The following is a 17,046-nucleotide window of genomic DNA, read 5'->3' on the forward strand; positions in this document are numbered from 1 at the left end:
CCGCGATGTTCGCGAACCTGGCTCTGCCCCTGATGTGCGCGCCGATGAGCTTTGCCTCTTCGGTGCCGCTCGCGGTCGCTTGCTGCCGGGCCGGCGTGGTGGGGGGATGGCAGGGCGGCACGATCACCCCGTTCGAACAGTTCGAACATTATCTGAAAGCGCTGGCAGACGTCGGCGGCGCGCCGCCGATCGTCAACATGCCCGCGCGCTGGGGGAGCGATCCCGCCGCCGCCGATCGCCTTGCTCTGCTCGAACGCTATCGCGTGCCGCTGGTGCTTTCGAGCCTTGGCGACCCGTCGGCGCTCGTCGCGCGCGTTCACGGTTGGGGCGGGCGCGTCATCCACGACGTCACGACGATGAAGCACGCTGAAAAGGCGATCGCCGCGGGTGCCGACGGGCTGATGCTGACCTGCGCCGGGGCCGGGGGGCATACCGGTTTCCTTACCCCGATGGCATTTGTTCCCGCGGTGCGGCGGATGTTCGGCGGCTTGCTGATCGTCGCGGGCGGCATCGCCGACGTGCACGGTATCGCGGCGGCGCTGGCGCTCGGCGGCGATATCGCCTGCATGGGCACACGCTTCATCGCGACCCCCGAAAGCGGGGTTGCCGAAGGGCACCGCGCGATGATCCCGGCGGTCGGCGCAGACGATATCGTCGCTTCGGCGGCGATGAACGGCGTGCCCGCGCACTGGATGCGCCAGTCGATCGAGGCGGTCGGGCTCGATGCGAAAAACCTGCCCAACGTCCGCTCGCCGATGCCCGAGGGCGTGATGCCGTGGCGCGATATATGGAGCGCAGGGCAAAGCGCCGGGCTGATCGACGCGATCGAGCCGGTGGCGGAGCTGGTGGCGCGGTTGAAGAACGAGTTCGAAGCGCTGTCCGCGACCGCCGACTGGCGTGCGCGTCTGGCGACGGTCACGGCCGACTGGTCCTAGTCCATCACCAGCACGATCCGCCCGGCGCTTTTCCCTGCCGCGGCATCCTCCATCGCGGCGCGAAACTCCGCGAGCTTGTAAGTGCGTGCGATGGCCGGCCGCAGCTTGCCTTCCGCCGCCAGCGCGAACACCGTGTCGCGATTGGCTTCGCTCTTCTCGGGCTCGAAAATCCCGAACTGGCGGACGTCGACCCCGATCAGGCTCGCGCCCTTGAGCAGCGGCAGGTTGGTTCTGAGCGCCGCAATCCCGCCGGGGAAGCCGATCACCAGATGTCGCCCGTTCCACCCCAGCGAGCGAAAGGCGGGATCGGTCGCGTCGCCGCCGACGGGGTCGAAGACGACATCGACGCCCTTGCCGCCATTCGCCGTCTTTACCTGTTCGCGCCAGTCGTCGGCGCGGGCATCGACCACCGCGTCGGCGCCGCCCGCGATCGCGAGCGCACGCTTGCTGTCGCCCGACGCCGATCCGATCACCCGCGCCCCCAGATGCTTGCCGATCTGCACCGCGGCGTAGCCCGCCGCGCCGCCTGCGCCGAGCACGAGCAGGGTCTCGCCTGCCTTGAGCCCCCCGCGATCGACCAGCGCATGCCAGGCGGTGGCATAGCTTACCGGAAATACGGCGGCTTCCTCGAACGACAGCGCTGCGGGCATCTTGCGCACCGTGCGCGCCGGGAGGTTCGCGGCATTGGCGAACATCCCGCCCCAGCCGCTGCCGACCACCCGGTCGCCGACCGCAAGTCCTTCGACCTCGCTGCCGACTGCGGAGACGATGCCCGCGCATTCGCTCCCCGGAATGAAGGGTAGCGGCGGCTTGACCTGATAGCCCCCGGACGCGGTCAGGACATCGACGAAGCTGATCCCCGCCGCCCTGATAGATATACTAACTTGCGTGGGTGAGGGGGGACCCGGATCATGATCGACAAGCGCATAGCGGTCGGGCGGGCCGAGTTCGTCGGCCATGACGGCACGGGGCATTGTCTTTGATTGCGGGTCGGGCATAGGGGACACCTCTTGTCAAAATGAAATAAGAAGTATAACTAGGTTATATAAGATAGGAAGGGGTAGGCTTATGGCTTTCAAGACGCGGATCACCGAGATGCTGGGGATCGAACACCCGATCGTCCAGGGCGGCATGCAGAGTGTCGGCACCGCGCAAATGGCGAGCGCGGTATCGAACGCCGGCGGCCTGGGCATCATCACCGCGTTGACCCAACCGAGCCCGCAGGCGCTGCGCGACGAGATCGAGAAATGCCGGTCGATGACCGACAAGCCGTTCGGCGTGAACCTCACCGTTTTCCCGACGATCAATTCGCCCGATTACAACGCCTATGCCGACGCCGTCGTCGAAAGCGGCGTCAAGATCATGGAAACCGCGGGCACCCCGGCGGTCCGTGAAATCTGGGCCCGGGTGAAGCCGCATGGCGTCACCATCCTTCACAAATGCACCGCAGTGCGTCATGCGCTGTCGGCCGAGAAGGCGGGCTGCGACATCATCTCGATCGACGGTTTCGAATGTGCGGGGCATCCGGGCGAAGACGATATTCCCGGCCTGATCCTGATCCCCGCCGCCGCCGACAAGGTTAAGATTCCCATGCTTGCGTCGGGGGGCTTCGGTGACGGACGCGGCCTGATCGCGGCGCTCAGCCTCGGTGCCGAGGGCATCAACATGGGTACGCGTTTCTGCGCCACCAAGGAGGCGCCGATCCACGACAATGTGAAGCAGGCCTATGTCGACAATGACGAGCGCGGCAGCTTCCTGATCTTCCGCAATTTCAAGAACACCGCGCGCGTCGGCCGCAGCGAAGTCAGCGAAGAGGTCGTTCGGCGCCTGTCGCTGCCCGATGCGAAGTTCGGCGACGTGCAGGAACTGGTCGCGGGAACCGCGGGCCGCGAACTGCTCCAGACCGGCGACCTTACCAAGGGCGTCTTCTGGGCGGGGATGATCCAGGGGCTGATCCACGATATCCCGACCTGTCAGGAACTGATCGACCGGATCATTTCGGAAGCCGAAGCGATCATCGACCAACGGCTGGCGGGCTTTCGCACCTGACGCCTATTGCTGGCCGCCGTCGACGCGAACCAGCGCGCCCGTCGTATAGGATGACGCGGGGCTGGCGAGCATCAGGGCGGCGGTCACAATCTCCTCGGGGTTGCCCGGTCGGCCCAGCGCAACCGGCTGCGTCTCGCGTTTTCGCTCGTCCCACGCGTCGGCGATGTCGGTCAGGAACGGACCGGGGCTGATCGTGTTGACGCGCACCTTCGGCGCATATTCGCGGCTCAGCGACACCGTCATCGCGTTCAGCGCCGCCTTCGCCGAACCATAGGGGATCACCATCGGCAGCGCCATCAACGCGCCGGTCGAACTGATATTGATGATGCAACCGCCATCCCCCTCGCTCATCCGGTGCGCGATCTGGCTGGCGAGGCGGAACGGCCCTTTGAAGTTCAGGTTGAGCACCGAATCAAACAGATTTTCGGGAATCTCGTGGCTGGCGCACGCGGGCGACATGCCGGCGTTGTTGATCAATATGTCGACGCGGCCGAATGCGGCATAAGCCGCGTCGATCAGTGCGTCGATCTCATCCCAGCGCCCGCAATGGACGCCATGCGCCATCGCCTTGCGGCCGAGCGTGCGGCATTCGTCCGCGACGCTTTCGCAATTTTCCACCTTGCGGCTGGCGATGATGACGTCGGCGCCGCGCTCGGCAAGCGCCTTCACCATCCGGTAGCCGAGCCCGCGCGATCCGCCGGTGACGAGTGCGACCTTGCCGGTGAAATCGAACAGCGGATCGGGGGTCATCTCATTCTCCTGCGGGGGGTGCGGTCATCGCGGCGGCCGCCGTCATCAGTCCGGCGTTACATCTTTCGGCGATTGCCGCACCCGGCACCGCGTTGAAGGCATGGATCGCGCCGGCATAGCTGTGCAGTTCGACGGGCACGCCCGCCGCGGTCAGCCGCCGCGCATAATCGAGATTCTCGTCGAAGAAGAGGTCGAGGCTGCCGGTGGCGATATAGGCGGGCGGCAGGTTCGACAGGTCCTCGGCAAGGCTCGGAGAGAACCAGCCCTTGCGGTCATCGTCGGCCTTGTAACCACCCTGCAACGCGCTCCAGCCAAAGCGATTGCTCGCCCGCGTCCAGATGAATTCGCCGGTGGTGGGATTGGTGTAGGGGCAGGCGTCGCCGCCGGTGCGATGATCGAGCATCGGATAGGTAAGGAGCTGCCCCGCGAGCGCCGGCCCGCCAAGGTCGCGCGCCATGATCGCCAGCGCCGCGGCCAGCCCGCCGCCTGCGCTTTCGCCTGCAACGATGATGCGCTTCGCATCGAAACCCAGGGCATCAGCCTGACCCGCAAGCCAGACGAGCGCCGAATGGCAATCCTCCTGCGGCGCGGGGAACGGATGCTCGGGGGCCAGCCGATATTCGACCGACGCGACCGGCACGCCGGCGGCGGCGGCGAGCGTCGCCGGGGGGGATTGAATCTGCTGCGCCGATCCCATCACCATGCCTCCACCGTGGATATGCAGGATCGCGCCCGCGCCGGGCTGCGACGTCGCTGGACGATAGAGAAAGACCGCGATGTCCGGACCGCCATGGATCGACGGTATGACGATCTTTTCAGGCGCGATGACGGGCGGGGGCATGATGGCATAGGCCCGGCCCGATTGTTCGCGAAGCTCGCCGATCGGCGTTGCCTCCAGATCGACCGGCGGAAACATGTCGAGCAAGGGCGCGATTTCGCGATCGACGAGGGGGCGGCTACTCATAGGGTCACGTCCTTCAGTTCTTCCGCGCCCGGATCGCCGCCCGCCGGGTCGGAATATGTTCGCTCGGGAACAGCCCCGGCGCGGGTGCGGCGTCTCTCAGATACGCCTTGGCGACCTGCGCCTTGTGCACTTCGGTGGGCCCGTCGGCCAGTGCCATTGCGGGCAGGCCCATCCACATGTCGGCGAGCGGGGTTTCGAGCGTCATGCCGAGGCTGCCGTGCAGCTGGATCGCGCGCTGGACGATGTCGTGATAGACTTTCGCCATCTGCACCTTGCACATCGCGATATGCGTGCGCGAAGCACCGTGCGGCATGCGCCCGGCCTCGACCTCGTCGATGATCCATGCGGTCTTCAGCACGAGCAAGCGGAACTGTTCGAGTTCGATGATCGAATCGGCGATCGCGCCCTGCACGAATTGATGTTCGCCGAGCTGTTTGCCCTGTGTCCGCCGCGACACCGCGCGTTCGAGCATCATGTCGATCGCGCGCTGGCATTTGCCGACCGTGCGCATCGCATGATGGACGCGCCCGCCGCCAAGCCGCGCCTGTGCCACCTTGAATCCTTCGCCGGGACCGCCGAGCATCGCGTCCAAGGGCACGCGCACCTGATTGTAGTGGATATAGCTGTGCGTACCGTCATCCTCGCCCTTGCTGTCGCCCATCGTCTGCGAATGGCGGATGAACTCGACCCCCGGGGTATCGGTCGGGACAATCAGCATCGACATACGCTGATGGGGCGGATTTTCCGGGTTGGTCACCACCATCACGATCAGGAAAGCGGCGAAGCGCGCGTTGGACGAGAACCATTTCTCGCCCTCGATCACCCATTCGTCGCCGTCCTGCCAGGCGCGGCAGGTGAATTCCTTGGGATCGGCGCCCGCCTGCGGTTCGGTCATCGAAAAGCAGGAGACGATCGTGCCGTCCATCAACGGCCTCAGATAACGCGCCTTTTGCGCCTCGGTCCCGAACATGGCGAGGATTTCGCTGTTCCCGGTATCGGGTGCCGCGGTACCGAACACGGTCGGCGCCCAATAGCTGCGGCCCAATATCTCGTTCATCAGCGCGAGCGTGAGCTGGCCGTAACCCGGACCGCCGAGTTCGGTGCCAAGGTGACAGCCCCACAGCCCCTGGGCCTTCACTTGTTCCTGAAGCGGCGCCATATGCGCCCGCGATTCCCGGTTCGCGACGTCATAGGGCGCGCCGTGGCCGGGGAAGAGAATGTCCATTGGCTCGCATTCCTCGCGGACGAATTTGGCCATCCAGTCGAGCTTCGCCTGCAATTCGGGTTCGATGCGGAAATCGATCATGGATCTGTCCTTGGATTAGCCGATCAGGCGGATGAGTTTCTCGGCTTCGGCGAAATTTCCGCGCACCAACCGGTCGAAAAAACGCCCGGTCTCGGCGCTCAAAATGCCTTTGGCCGCCTGCGCGACCTTATATTCGAGGATGCAGCCGCCCTTGAACATCGCGAGGATCAGATAATGGTCGAAGCTCGCCATGCTGCGCCCCGTGCCCGCAGCATAATGTGTCATCAGTTCCTGCCGCGTCGGCCAGTCCATGACATTGTAGAGCGCCTTTTCGGGGATATGGCCCGGGAAGCGGTCGTCGCGGATGCCGTTGCAGAACCAGGCAAGGTCGAGCAGCGGGTCGGCGATCGTCGACAGTTCCCAGTCGATCAGCGCCGTGAGCCGGCACGGCGGATCGAAGGTGAAGAGCGCGTTGGGCGTGCCGACATCGCCATGGATGATGCCGGGACGGAAATCGTCCGGCATGTTGGCGCGCAGCCAGTCGCGCGCCAGTGCATAGCCGGGTAGCTCGCGCCACTCGAAATCATAGAGTTGCTTATAGCTTTTGATCTGGCCTTCCCAGCGGTCGACCTGCCGTTCGAGGAAATTGTCGGGACGTCCGAAATCGCCGAGCCCGACCGCGCGGTAATCGACATTGGCGAGCGCGATCAGCCCGTCGACCATCGCGAACGGCACCTCGCGCGCATGCGGCGGCTTGTCGAAAGGGGGGCGGTCGTGGATTTTTCCGCCGGTCAGGTCGGCGGGCCAGCCCTCGACGCGGTCCATGACATAGAAAGGTGCGCCGATGACGTCCGCATCGGCGCAGCTGCCGTGGCATATCGGGTGCGGCACGCCGGTGCCGTTCAGTGCGGTGAGCACGCGCGCCTCGCGCAGCACGCTCTTCGCGCTTCCCGGCGGCGGCACCGCGGGCGGACGGCGCAGGATCAGCGTGCGCGCGCCGCGGTTCAGCGACAGGATCACGTTCGACGTGCCGCCGTGAATTTTCGCAATGGCCAGCGGGCCGCGCCCAAGCGCAGGGATATGGGCGTCGAGCCATGCCGTCAGCCGCTCCGGGTCGGCGAGCGCCCTGATATCGTCGCTCATCCGTCGCGTTCCTTCAGATAAGCTTCGATCTCGCCGCGGATTTTGTGCATCCGCTCGGCCGCATCGGCGAAGGCAGCATTGCCGACGCGCTCGATCACCGCTTTGGTGACGGTCTGCGCTCGATCATGATCGGCGGCCTTCAATGCGCGGCCTGCATCCGACGCGACGATCAGCGAGGCGCGCTTGTGGTCGGGATTGTCCGCGAAAGCTGCCAAGCCAAGCTCGACAAGCCGGTTTGCCGCGCGCTGCACGACCTGCCGCGGATGACCGAGGCTGCGGCCGATCTGCGCGATCGTCGGCGGCGCGGCGGCGTTCACGACGGCGGTCAGGACGGTCAGTTCCATCTCGGGCAGCCCGCTCGCCGCGCGGGTGCCGGCATAAAGTCCGCGCATCCGGCCACGCAACCGCGCGACTTCGTCGGCGAATCGTTCGAACTCGGTGAAGCGCTCCGTCATGGCACTTTGATGTCAAATTGACACTATAGTGTCAATAAGGATCAGCGCGATGCCATCTTGGCGAACAGCGACCCCTCGGCCTGCCAGTCGATGCGCACCCGCCGATGCGTAAAGCGCCAGCCCGCTACGGTGCGAACCAGCCGGTCGTCATAGGTCCCGCTATGATCGGGGCCGAAATTGCTGTGGACGGTGAAATAGCTACGCGCCGTGGAGGCATCGCCGTCGACCGCGATCAGCGGATTGGTAATATGATGGCGGATGAAGGTCAGCCGCGCATCGCGCGTCCCTGACGACAGCGCCGCCTCGATCGCCGCCGGTCCCCGTGGCGCCTGCCCCAGAAATTCGAGCACGCCGTCCGCGGCGAAGCAGGCGGTCATTTCGCCAAGCCGTCCGCGGTCGCCATGATAAGTGTAGCGCGCGAGCAGGTCGCGGATCGCATCGCGATCGGCGGCAAGATCAGCCATTGTAGCAAAGCTCCAGTCCGGGCTCGTCCCAGCGCAGCTTCACGAGCCGCCCCGTGGTCGAAAGGGTGATATAGGCGTCGCGCATATCGGCGCCGCCAAAGGCGATATTGGTGACGTAGCGCTCACCCGGAATATCGAGCTTCCGCGCTTGCCCGCCGGGGGTGATTGTCGTGATCCCGCCGTCGTACAATGTCGCAACGCAGATGTTACCGGCGGCGGTCACCGCAAGACTGTCGAATCCGACCGGTCCCGGCGCGGTCGCGACCCATGTCGGGCGTTGCTCTTCGGCCTTGCGCTCGTAACGCCACAGCCGTGCCTGATGCGTGTCCGCGATATAGAGATGCACGCCGTCGGGCGACAGACCGACGCCGTTGTACGACACCGCATGGCGGTTGATCGCGGTGACCGCCGACCCGTCGGGCAAGGCGCTGAACAGCCCACTTGCGGTGCGGATCCCGTCATGCGTCTTGCCAAGGTCGGTAAACCACATTCGTCCGTCGGCGTCGAAGACGATATCGTTCGGCGCTTCGAGCGCGATACCGTCGCAGCGGTCATAGAGGCGATCGACCTTGCCCGAAGACAGGTCGACGCGTTCGATCCGCCCTTCGTGCCCGGGTCCGCGCGCATTCTGGAATTTCACCAGATCGAGCCCGCCGTTGTTGCAGACATAAAGCGCGCCATCGGGTCCGATCGCGGCGCCGTTGGGGCCGCCGCCGATGTCCGATATCGCCTCGGTTCGCCCGTTCCAGCATCGCGTGACGCGCCCTGCGGCAAGCTCGACCACGATCACCGATCCATCGGCCAAGACGACCGGTCCCTCGGGAAAGGCGAGGCCCTCGGCAACAATCTCCATCCGCTCATCCTATATAACCTAGTTATGTATCTCTTGACACGCGAAGGGTCGAGGCGCAACCCTGTGCGCAAGGGAGAGACGATGCCGGTTCCAGCACATCATATCGTGGCGACGCCGCCGCCGTTCGACGCACCGCCCTATCCGGCGGATATTTTCGCCGGGCAGACGGTGCTCGTGACGGGGGGCGGTTCGGGCATGGGGCTCGCGATGGCTAAGGCCTTTGCACAGGGCGGCGCCGATGTTGCGATCATGGGGCGCGGAATAGAACGCGCGCAGGAAGGTGCGGCCGAAGTCGCGGCGCTCGGCGTGCGCACCCATGCGATAAGCTGCGACGTGCGCCACGCCGATGCCGTCGCTGCGGCCTTTGACGAGGCCGAAACCGCGCTTGGGCCGATCGGCCTGCTCGCCAATAATGCCGGTGCCAATTTCCCGATCCTGGCGGACGATATTTCGGCCAATGCCTGGAACGCCGTCACCCGCATCGCGATCGACGGCACCTTTCTCTGCTCGACCGAATATGCCCGCCGCCGCATCGCGCGCGGAGAGGGCGGGGCGATCGTCAACAACAGTGCGCAATATATCTGGACCGGCTTCCCCGGTGACGCCCACAGCGCGGCGGCCAAGACCGCGCAAGCGACGATGACGAAGAAAATGGCCGCCGACTGGGCGCGCCACGGCCTTCGCGTCAACGCCATTGCCGCGGGCTTCTTTCCGCACGCAACCTCGACCGCGGGGCGCCGCGAGGGCGGCACCGAAGTCCTTCAGAACATGATCCCGGCGGGCCGTACCGGCAGCATCTGGGAATTCGGCTGGCTGTCGGCGATGACCTGTACGCCGCTGTTTGGCGAAATGACCGGGCAGATCATCTTGCAGGACGGCGGCGAAAGCCTGCGCCGTTCGCTGATGATGCCCGACTATGTGCCGCCGCGCGAACGGGCCGAAGGTCCGTGGGCGTGGCAATGAACGGCTGGCTGGCGGGCAAGCGCGCGCGGATCGAGGGTGGCGGCCCGGCAATGGCGGACGCGTTGGCGGCGGCGGGGGCCACTCTCGTAGCGAGCGATGCCGACATCTGGGTCCATGTCGCCCCGCCGCCTGCGGCCAAGGCGGCGCACGACCTCACTCACGCCGAATGGCGCGCGAGCCTGGACGCGGGGCTCGACCGCCGTTTCCTGGGCGCGAAGGAGTTTGCCGAACAATGTCGCGCCCGCGGCCAAGGCGGTGCGATCCTGTTCATCGGCGCTCCGGAGCAGGCGCTCGGTGCCGATCAGGCGGCGGCGGCGGGCGCACTCGGTAACCTGACCAAGACGCTCGGCGTCGAATGGGCGCGCGACGGGATTCGGGTGAACAGTATTTTGACGCAGGAGACCGGGCCGACGCTCGGCCATCTCGCCGCCTATCTGGTTAGCGACTATGCCGCTTATGTCACCGGCGCGGTAATGGGTATCGCCCTTGATGACTGACCGCTCGCGCCTCGACGGGCAGGCGGCGTTCGTCACCGGCGGCGGCGGCGGGATCGGTCGCGCGATTGCGCTGCGCCTCGCCGAAGCGGGCGTCGACGTCGCGATCTTCGACATCTTTCCCGAACGCGCCGAAGAAGCGGCAGCGCGCGTGCGCGAACGGGGGCGGCGTGCGATGGCGATCGCCGGTGATGTCATGGACAGCGATGCGCTCCGATCGGGAATCGACCGCGGCGCTGCCGAATTCGGCCGCCTCGACATCTTGGTCAACAATGCCGGCGGCGTATCGGCGCGGCCATTTCTCGAACAAAGCGAACGCAGCATGCGCAAGCATGTCGACATCAACCTGATGTCGATGCTGGTCGCGACGCAGGCCGCGGCAAAGCATATGGTCGCGGGCGGAAAGGGCGGTGCGATCGTCAATGTCGCAAGCATCGAGGCGAGCCGCGCCGCGCCCGGTTTCGCGGTCTATGCCGCGTGCAAGGCCGGGATGCTCAGCTTCACCAAATCGATGGCGGTCGAACTGTCGCCGCACGCGATCCGCGTCAACTGCATCGCTCCCGATCACACGATAACCCCGGGCAATCAGGGGAATCGCGCGGGACCGGTCGATCCCGCCACATGGAAAGCGCGCAGCGGCGAAGAGGTCGATGCGATGAACCGGCTGATCCCGCTGGGTCGCGAAGGAATCGACATGGAATGCGGCGACGTGGCGGTATTTCTGGCAAGCGCGATGTCGAGCTATGTCACCGGCATATTGCTTCCGGTCGACGGCGGGACCTGGGCCTCGTCGGGCTGGGTGCGCGGACAAAATGGCAAATGGACCTTGAATGAAGGCTTGTCGTTTGGACATTAATGTCAAGAAAATCCGCGAATATTGCGGGGCTGTGACAAAAGCCCTAAAGGCAAGGCTAGGGTAGCCCGCGATTTCAATAACATCCGGGGGACAGGGGCAAGGTATTGCAGATGGAAAAAGCCAACGCACGCATCCGGGTACCGAAGACATCCGAACTGGTTGCCGACCAGATCCGGGCCCAGATCGTCCGCGGGGAACTGAATGAAGGGGACTCGCTGCCGCCCGAAGGCACGTTGATGGCGACGCTCGGCATCTCGCGGCCGACCTTGCGCGAAGCCTTCCGTATCCTCGAGGCCGAAAACCTCATCAGCGTGGTGCGCGGATCGCGCAGCGGCGCGCGTGTCCATCGGCCATCGACCGAATTGGTGTCGCGCTATGCCGGCTATGTGCTCGAAGCACAGGGCACCACGATCGCCGACCTCTATACCGCGCGGCTCGCGATCGAACCGACTGTCGTGCGCTGGCTCGCGACATCGAAAGGTCAGACGCCTGGCTTCGCGCAGCTGAAACAGGTGCTCGCCGATCTGGAGAATATGCTCAAGACCGAAGGCTATGCCGAATTCGTCGACAATGTCTCGATCTTCCACCAGACGCTGGTCGAGGCGACCGGGAACAAGACGCTGAGCTTTATGAACCGCATGCTGCTCGACCTTGGCCGTCATCATCAGAATGATTATCAGCGTCGCCACCCGCGGACGACCGAGGACAAGTACAAGAGCCTCCGCGCTGGATATAAATCGTTCGAAAAGCTTGTGACGATGATCGAGGATGGCGATGTCGAGGGGGCGGTCGCGCACTGGCGGCTGCATCTGCGCAACGCGAACGACACCTGGGGCGCGCGCGGCGAGGCCGAACGGATCGTCGACTCGCTTCACGGATGAACTTCATCGAGGCGATGATCGCCGCGGCGGGGCAGGCTCCGCACGCGCCGCTCACGATCGCGTCCGACGTCCGGCCCGCGGCGTCGACGCTGGGCGAGGTCGTACGCGCCGGACGGCAGATGGGAACGGGGATGACGGCCGCGGGTATCGCGCCCGGCGATATCGTCGCCTGCATGCTGCCGAACTGGCGCGAATGGCTGGTCGTCGCGGTTGCGGCGGCACAGGCGGGGGCGGTGATGCTGCCGATCGTCACCATTTACGGCGCGAAGGAACTGGGCTTCATCCTGCGCCAGTCGGATGCGCGCTGGCTGTTCACGCCCGATCATTTTCGCAACGTCGATTTTGCCGGGGTCGTCGCGGGCTGCGGCGACCTTCCGGGGCTGCGGCGTCATGTCATGACCGGGGCCGATTTCGATGCGCTCGCGTCGCCGTGCCCGATCGGCGAACCCGCCGACGTTGCCGCTGATGCGATGAGCCTGCTCGTCTACACCTCGGGCACCACTGCCGATCCCAAGGGCGTGATGCATTCGGCGCGGACCTTCCTTGCCGAACTCGCCTCGATGCGCGAGATGCGCCGCGAGGCGGGGGACGATGCCGTCATTTCGCCGTGGCCGCCCGGGCATGTCGCGGGCGCGCTGTCGATGTACCGGTTCCTTTGTCAGGCGACGCCGCTGGTGCTGATGGACCAATGGGACGCCGCGCTCGCCGCCGAGCTGATCGACCGGCATAAGGTGACGTCTTCGTCGGGGACGCCCTTCCACCTGTCGGGCATGATCGCCGCCGCCGACGCGCACGGCCATGACCTCACTTCGCTGCGGCAATATCTCGTCGGCGCGGCGCCGGTGCCGCCTTCGCTGATCGCGCGTTGCCGGCAGCTGGGGCTCGCGGTCTATCATTGCTATGGATCGAGCGAGCATCCGACGGTCACGTCGGGCGTCGTCGACGATCCGCTCGACAAGCAGCTTCACACCGAAGGGCGCGCGATTCCGGGATCGGAGCTGCGCTTCGTCGATGATGACGGCAATGATGTTCCTTCCGGCAGCGACGGCGAAATCTGCACCCGCGGCCCCGAGCTTTTCCTTGGTTATCTCGATCCCGCGCTTAACGTCGGCGCCTTCTTTCCCGGCGGCTGGTATCGCACCGGCGATATCGGCCGCGTCGATACCGAAGGCTATCTGCTGATCACCGACCGCAAGAAGGATATCATCATCCGCGGCGGCGAGAATATCTCGTCGAAAGAGGTCGAAACACTGCTGCTGTCGCACCCCGCGATCGTCGACGCCGCTGCGGTGGCCGCGCCCGACGAGCGGATGGGCGAGGTCGTGCGCGCCTGCGTCGTGCTAGCGCCGGGTACGGCGCTGACGCTGGACGAACTGCGCGAGCATTTCTTCGCGGCGGGGATCGCGAAGCAGAAAACCCCTGAACGCCTCAGCATCCTGCCCGAGCTGCCAAGAAACGCCTCGGGCAAGGTGTTGAAGCACGAATTGCGGCGCAGCGCCTAATTCCGCATGATGAACCCGCCGTCGACATTCAGAGCCTGACCGGTGATCCAGTCGCCCGCGGGCGAACAGAGCAGCAGCAGCGCGCCGACCAGATCCTGCGGCTCGCCGCGCGGTTGTTTCACCACCCGCGCCATCGCTGCCTGCACGAACGGACTCTCGTCGGGGGTCAGCGCCTTGCCGGCGTCGGACATCGTCATCCCCGGCGCGATCGCATTGACGTTGACGTTCATCGGCCCGAGTTCGGTCGCCAGCGTCGTCGTGAGGCCGAGCAGCGCGACCTTGCTGATCCCATAGGTCGTCTGCGCCGGAAAGCCGCCCGCCGATAGCTGGTTGACGATCTTGCCGCCGCCGCGCGCCTGGAACAATGGCACCGCCGCCTTCGAACAGATCAGCGCCCCGGTCAGGTTGACGCGCATCAGCTTGTCGAAATCGGCGATGCTCGTCTGGATCGCGGGAGTGCCCACCGCCTCGACCATCAGCGCGGCATTGTTGACGAGGATGTCGAGCCCGCCGAAGGCGGCTTTCACCGCCTTCATCATCGCCGCGACCGATGCCTCATCGGCGATATCGACCTGTACGGCGATCGCCTTGCCGCCCGCCGCGGCGATCTCGCCAGCGACGCGCTCGGCGCCTTCCTGGTTGAGATCGGCGACGACGACGCTCGCCCCCGCATTGGCAAGCCCGACCGCATAGGCGCGCCCGATGCTGTTGCCGCGTCCGCCGGCGCCGGTGACGATCGCGACCTTGCCGTCCAGCCCGAACTGGTCGTTGGTGAAATCGGCCATGCTCACGCTTCCTGCTTCGGAAAGATCGGGGCGCCGATGCCGATGGTGACCGTCTTATAGTGGACGAATTCGTCGATCCCGGCCTTGCCGCCTTCCTTACCGAAGCCCGAGATGCCGATGCCGCCGAAGGGGGTGTAGGGATTGATCTGGAAGCCGCCGTTGACATAGACGCCGCCGGCGTTGAGCCGTTCCGAAATCCGGTGGACGCGTTGCAGGTCGTTCGACTGGATCATCGCGGCGAGGCCATATTCGCTGTTGTTGGCAATCGCGATCGCCTCTTCCTCGTCATGGAATTTCATCACCACGACGGCGGGGCCGAAAATCTCGACCTGGCTGATTTCATGGTCGGGATCGGCGTCGACGATCAGCGTCGGCTCGATGAAATTGCCGTCGGCCAATTCGCCGCCGCAGCGTCCGCCGCCGAGCAGGAAGGTCGCGGCCTTGTCGGCCTTGGCGCGGTCGAACATGCCGAGGATGCGGTCGACCGCCGCCTTGTTGATCACCGGCCCGACCGCGACGGTCGGATCCATCGGGTCGCCGACTTTGAACTGGCCGATGATCGCTTTGAGCCGCGCGACGAAATCGTCATAGACGTCGGCGTGGACCAGCTGGCGGGTGGGGAGGGCGCAGCCCTGGCCCGACAGGCAGCCGACGGTCCAGAACACCGCGCGCTCGGCCGCCGCCTGCAAATCGCAATCGGGAAAGACGAGGCTCGCCGATTTGCCGCCCAGTTCCATCACACTCGGCTTGATCTCCTCGGCGCAGGCGATCAGGATTTTGCGCGCGGTGATCGGTCCGCCGGTGAAGCTGATCTTGCGGATCTTCTTGTTGCGGACGATCGCCTCGCCGCATTCGGCATTGCCGGGCAGGATCGACAATACGCCATCGGGTACCCCCGCCTGCTTGCACAGCTGCGCGAACATTTCGGGCGCGAAGGGGGTGATTTCGGCAGGCTTGCAGATCACGCAATTGCCTGCCGCGAGCGCCGCCGCGACCTTCATGCCGAGCGAGATCAACGGCCCGTTCCAGGTGATGATGATCCCGACGATGCCGATCGGTTCGGGCACGGTGTAGCTGAGTTCACCGCGCGTATCGAAAGTGCTGATCAACTCGCCCGACATCTTGTCGCACCAGCCCGCATAATAACGCGTCCAGCCGACCGCGCTGTCGACCCCGCGCTCGCCGACCATCAAGGTCGTGCCGCCGTCGAGCGCCGCCATTTCGGCCAGCTTCGCCTTGTTCGCCTCGAGCAGGTCGGCAAGCCGGTTCAATATGTCGCGCCGCGTCTCGGGCGGTGTACGGCGCCAGTCTTCCTGTACCGCCGCCGCCTTGCCAACCGCTTCCTCGACCTCGCGCGCCCCGGCAAGCGGGATATCGGCCTGCACGACCTGTTTGACCGGATGCAGATGCGGGTGCGTCCCGCCGGTGCCGTTCGTGCGTTGCTCATGTCCCAGGTGCAGGTGAACTGCGGGTGCGCTGGCCATCATCTTGTCTCCCATTGAAATTGTCAGGCGTTCCACGCCAGATGCAAATGTTCGAGCGCCATCACGCTGCCGCCGCGGCAGCTTTCGTCGCCCGTGGTGATTTGCCGGAAATGGCCGATGCGGCCGAACCAGGCGCGGTAGAAGACGATCAGCTCCATCCGCGCGAGGTGCAGGCCAAGGCAGGTGTGGATGCCCGATCCGAATGCCGCGTGGCGATAAAATTGCCGCTCGACCGACACGGTCTTCGGGTCCTCGGTCAGTCCTTCATCCCAGCCGACGAGCGGCAGCGGCGCGAGGATGCAGTCACCGGCGGGCAGCTTGACACCCTCCAGCTCGGTATCCGTCATGATGTAGCGCGGCGTCGCGACGAACGCATAGCGGCGCAGCAATTCCTCGACCAGGTTCGGGATCACGGCGGGATCGTCGATCGCCCGCTGGCGCAGCGCATCGTCGTGCGCGAGGTGCCGCATGCCGAAACTCATCGCATTGGTCACCGTGTCGAGCCCGGCGAGGAACATCAGGAAGCCGATCGACATCAGCTCCTCGAACGTCACCCGGCGCCCGTCGACGTCGCTGGCGATGATCTTCGAAATCATGTCGTCGCGGGGTTCGGCCATGCGCTGCTGGATCAGCTCGCCCAGATGGCCGACGATTTGCTGCGCCAGATTGTTGCGGACTTCATTGCTCGCCTGCGAGTTGAAAAATCCGGTGACGAGGCCGCGGAACTCCTCGAATTTCTCCATCGGAAAGCCGAACAATTCCATGAACACCGCAACCGGCAGCCGCGAGGCGATCGCTTCGACGAACTCGCATTGACCTTTGGCGGCGACGTCGTCGAGCAGCTGGGCCGTCCAAGCCGTGACGCGGTCTTCGAGCGGTTCGATCGCCTTCGATTCGAAGAAGGGGCGCAGCATTTGCCGGTATGGCCGATGCTCGGGCGGATCGAGCATTTCGGGGATCATCCTGGGCTGGTCGGGGTTGGGCGGGATCGACAGATAGCGGCTCGAGAATATCTCGGGATGCCGCACGACATGCTGCACCGCCGCGCCGGTGTTGCACACCCAGTGGCCACCATGGGCATTGGTCCAGAAGACCGGCGGCGCGGTCTCCTTCAGCTCCCAGTAACGTGCATGGCAATCGGCGAGCACGCCGGGGTCGGCGATATAGTCGAATTCATGCACCGGCGAACGCACCGGTTGCGCTTGCGACTCGGTCATCTATC

The 17,046-nt window shown here is 65.4% G+C and carries 18 protein-coding genes; 7 read left to right on the forward strand and 11 right to left on the reverse strand.

What is annotated here, in order from left to right; translation table 11 throughout:
* Window positions 1–5 precede the first annotated feature (5 nt).
* Window positions 6–935: an NAD(P)H-dependent flavin oxidoreductase gene (locus FHR22_RS07000; protein WP_243853600.1), complete on the forward strand. Its 930-nt coding sequence runs from the start codon at window positions 6–8 to the stop codon at window positions 933–935.
* Here the strand turns inward: FHR22_RS07000 and FHR22_RS07005 are convergent.
* Entirely contained in the window at window positions 932–1,909 is a 978-nt protein-coding gene (locus FHR22_RS07005; RefSeq protein WP_166940296.1) for an NADPH:quinone oxidoreductase family protein, read from the reverse strand. The two genes, FHR22_RS07000 and FHR22_RS07005, sit on opposite strands and share 4 nt — an antisense overlap.
* Window positions 1,910–2,003: 94 nt before the next feature.
* Between FHR22_RS07005 and FHR22_RS07010 the strand changes: the two genes are divergently transcribed.
* The gene (locus FHR22_RS07010) at window positions 2,004–2,984 is read left to right on the forward strand and encodes an NAD(P)H-dependent flavin oxidoreductase (protein WP_166940298.1); all 981 of its coding nucleotides are present in this window, start codon (window positions 2,004–2,006) and stop codon (window positions 2,982–2,984) included.
* 3 nt (window positions 2,985–2,987) lie between these two features.
* Here the strand turns inward: FHR22_RS07010 and FHR22_RS07015 are convergent, their stop codons facing one another.
* From FHR22_RS07015 to FHR22_RS07045, 7 genes are read right to left on the reverse strand one after another with little or no spacing between them, the layout of a single operon-like run.
* Entirely contained in the window at window positions 2,988–3,734 is a 747-nt protein-coding gene (locus tag FHR22_RS07015) for an SDR family NAD(P)-dependent oxidoreductase (RefSeq protein WP_166940300.1), read from the reverse strand.
* Between the two features lies 1 nt (window position 3,735).
* A complete protein-coding gene (locus tag FHR22_RS07020; protein ID WP_166940302.1) occupies window positions 3,736–4,698 on the reverse strand; it encodes an alpha/beta hydrolase in 963 nt (320 codons plus the stop codon).
* 13 nt (window positions 4,699–4,711) lie between these two features.
* Window positions 4,712–6,004 carry an acyl-CoA dehydrogenase family protein gene (locus FHR22_RS07025; RefSeq protein ID WP_166940304.1) on the reverse strand — a complete coding sequence of 431 codons (1,293 nt, stop codon included), beginning with the start codon at window positions 6,002–6,004 and terminating at the stop codon, window positions 4,712–4,714.
* Window positions 6,005–6,019: 15 nt separating this feature from the next.
* Window positions 6,020–7,087 carry a phosphotransferase family protein gene (locus FHR22_RS07030; protein WP_166940306.1) on the reverse strand — a complete coding sequence of 356 codons (1,068 nt, stop codon included), beginning with the start codon at window positions 7,085–7,087 and terminating at the stop codon, window positions 6,020–6,022.
* Window positions 7,084–7,542: a MarR family winged helix-turn-helix transcriptional regulator gene (locus FHR22_RS07035; RefSeq protein ID WP_166940308.1), complete on the reverse strand. Its 459-nt coding sequence runs from the start codon at window positions 7,540–7,542 to the stop codon at window positions 7,084–7,086. The genes FHR22_RS07030 and FHR22_RS07035 overlap by 4 nt, the downstream gene beginning before the upstream one ends.
* A gap of 41 nt (window positions 7,543–7,583) precedes the next feature.
* Entirely contained in the window at window positions 7,584–8,006 is a 423-nt protein-coding gene (locus FHR22_RS07040; RefSeq protein WP_166940310.1) for a nuclear transport factor 2 family protein, read from the reverse strand.
* Window positions 7,999–8,859, reverse strand: coding sequence for an SMP-30/gluconolactonase/LRE family protein (locus tag FHR22_RS07045; protein ID WP_166940312.1), 861 nt, complete (start codon window positions 8,857–8,859; stop codon window positions 7,999–8,001). The genes FHR22_RS07040 and FHR22_RS07045 overlap by 8 nt, the downstream gene beginning before the upstream one ends.
* An 81-nt stretch (window positions 8,860–8,940) precedes the next feature.
* Here FHR22_RS07045 and FHR22_RS07050 point away from each other — a divergent pair, with 81 nt between their 5' ends.
* From FHR22_RS07050 to FHR22_RS07070, 5 genes are all read left to right on the forward strand, one after another.
* Window positions 8,941–9,822 carry an SDR family oxidoreductase gene (locus FHR22_RS07050; RefSeq protein ID WP_166940314.1) on the forward strand — a complete coding sequence of 294 codons (882 nt, stop codon included), beginning with the start codon at window positions 8,941–8,943 and terminating at the stop codon, window positions 9,820–9,822.
* Entirely contained in the window at window positions 9,819–10,319 is a 501-nt protein-coding gene (locus FHR22_RS07055; protein WP_166940316.1) for an SDR family oxidoreductase, read from the forward strand. Before FHR22_RS07050 ends, FHR22_RS07055 begins: the two co-directional genes overlap by 4 nt.
* Window positions 10,312–11,172 (forward strand): SDR family NAD(P)-dependent oxidoreductase, encoded by an 861-nt coding sequence (locus FHR22_RS07060; RefSeq protein WP_208417502.1) that lies wholly within the window; start codon window positions 10,312–10,314, stop codon window positions 11,170–11,172. Before FHR22_RS07055 ends, FHR22_RS07060 begins: the two co-directional genes overlap by 8 nt.
* Window positions 11,173–11,282: 110 nt before the next feature.
* On the forward strand, window positions 11,283–12,053 hold the full coding sequence (locus tag FHR22_RS07065; RefSeq protein ID WP_166940320.1) for a FadR/GntR family transcriptional regulator: 771 nt from the start codon (window positions 11,283–11,285) through the stop codon (window positions 12,051–12,053).
* Window positions 12,050–13,555 (forward strand): AMP-binding protein, encoded by a 1,506-nt coding sequence (locus FHR22_RS07070; protein WP_166940322.1) that lies wholly within the window; start codon window positions 12,050–12,052, stop codon window positions 13,553–13,555. The genes FHR22_RS07065 and FHR22_RS07070 overlap by 4 nt, the downstream gene beginning before the upstream one ends.
* On the opposite strand, the gene FHR22_RS07075 is transcribed toward FHR22_RS07070, so the two are convergent.
* Genes FHR22_RS07075 through FHR22_RS07085 form a run of 3 tightly spaced genes read right to left on the reverse strand, consistent with a single transcriptional unit; the run spans window position 13,552 to window position 17,041 of the window.
* A complete protein-coding gene (locus tag FHR22_RS07075) occupies window positions 13,552–14,340 on the reverse strand; it encodes an SDR family oxidoreductase (protein WP_166940340.1) in 789 nt (262 codons plus the stop codon). The two genes, FHR22_RS07070 and FHR22_RS07075, sit on opposite strands and share 4 nt — an antisense overlap.
* Before the next feature lie 2 nt (window positions 14,341–14,342).
* A complete protein-coding gene (locus FHR22_RS07080) occupies window positions 14,343–15,827 on the reverse strand; it encodes an aldehyde dehydrogenase family protein (protein WP_166940342.1) in 1,485 nt (494 codons plus the stop codon).
* Window positions 15,828–15,847: 20 nt separating this feature from the next.
* A complete protein-coding gene (locus FHR22_RS07085; protein ID WP_166940344.1) occupies window positions 15,848–17,041 on the reverse strand; it encodes a cytochrome P450 in 1,194 nt (397 codons plus the stop codon).
* Window positions 17,042–17,046 lie beyond the last annotated feature (5 nt).

The sequence above is a fragment of the Sphingopyxis panaciterrae genome, assembly GCF_011762125.1.
GTDB classification, from domain to species: domain Bacteria; phylum Pseudomonadota; class Alphaproteobacteria; order Sphingomonadales; family Sphingomonadaceae; genus Sphingopyxis; species Sphingopyxis panaciterrae.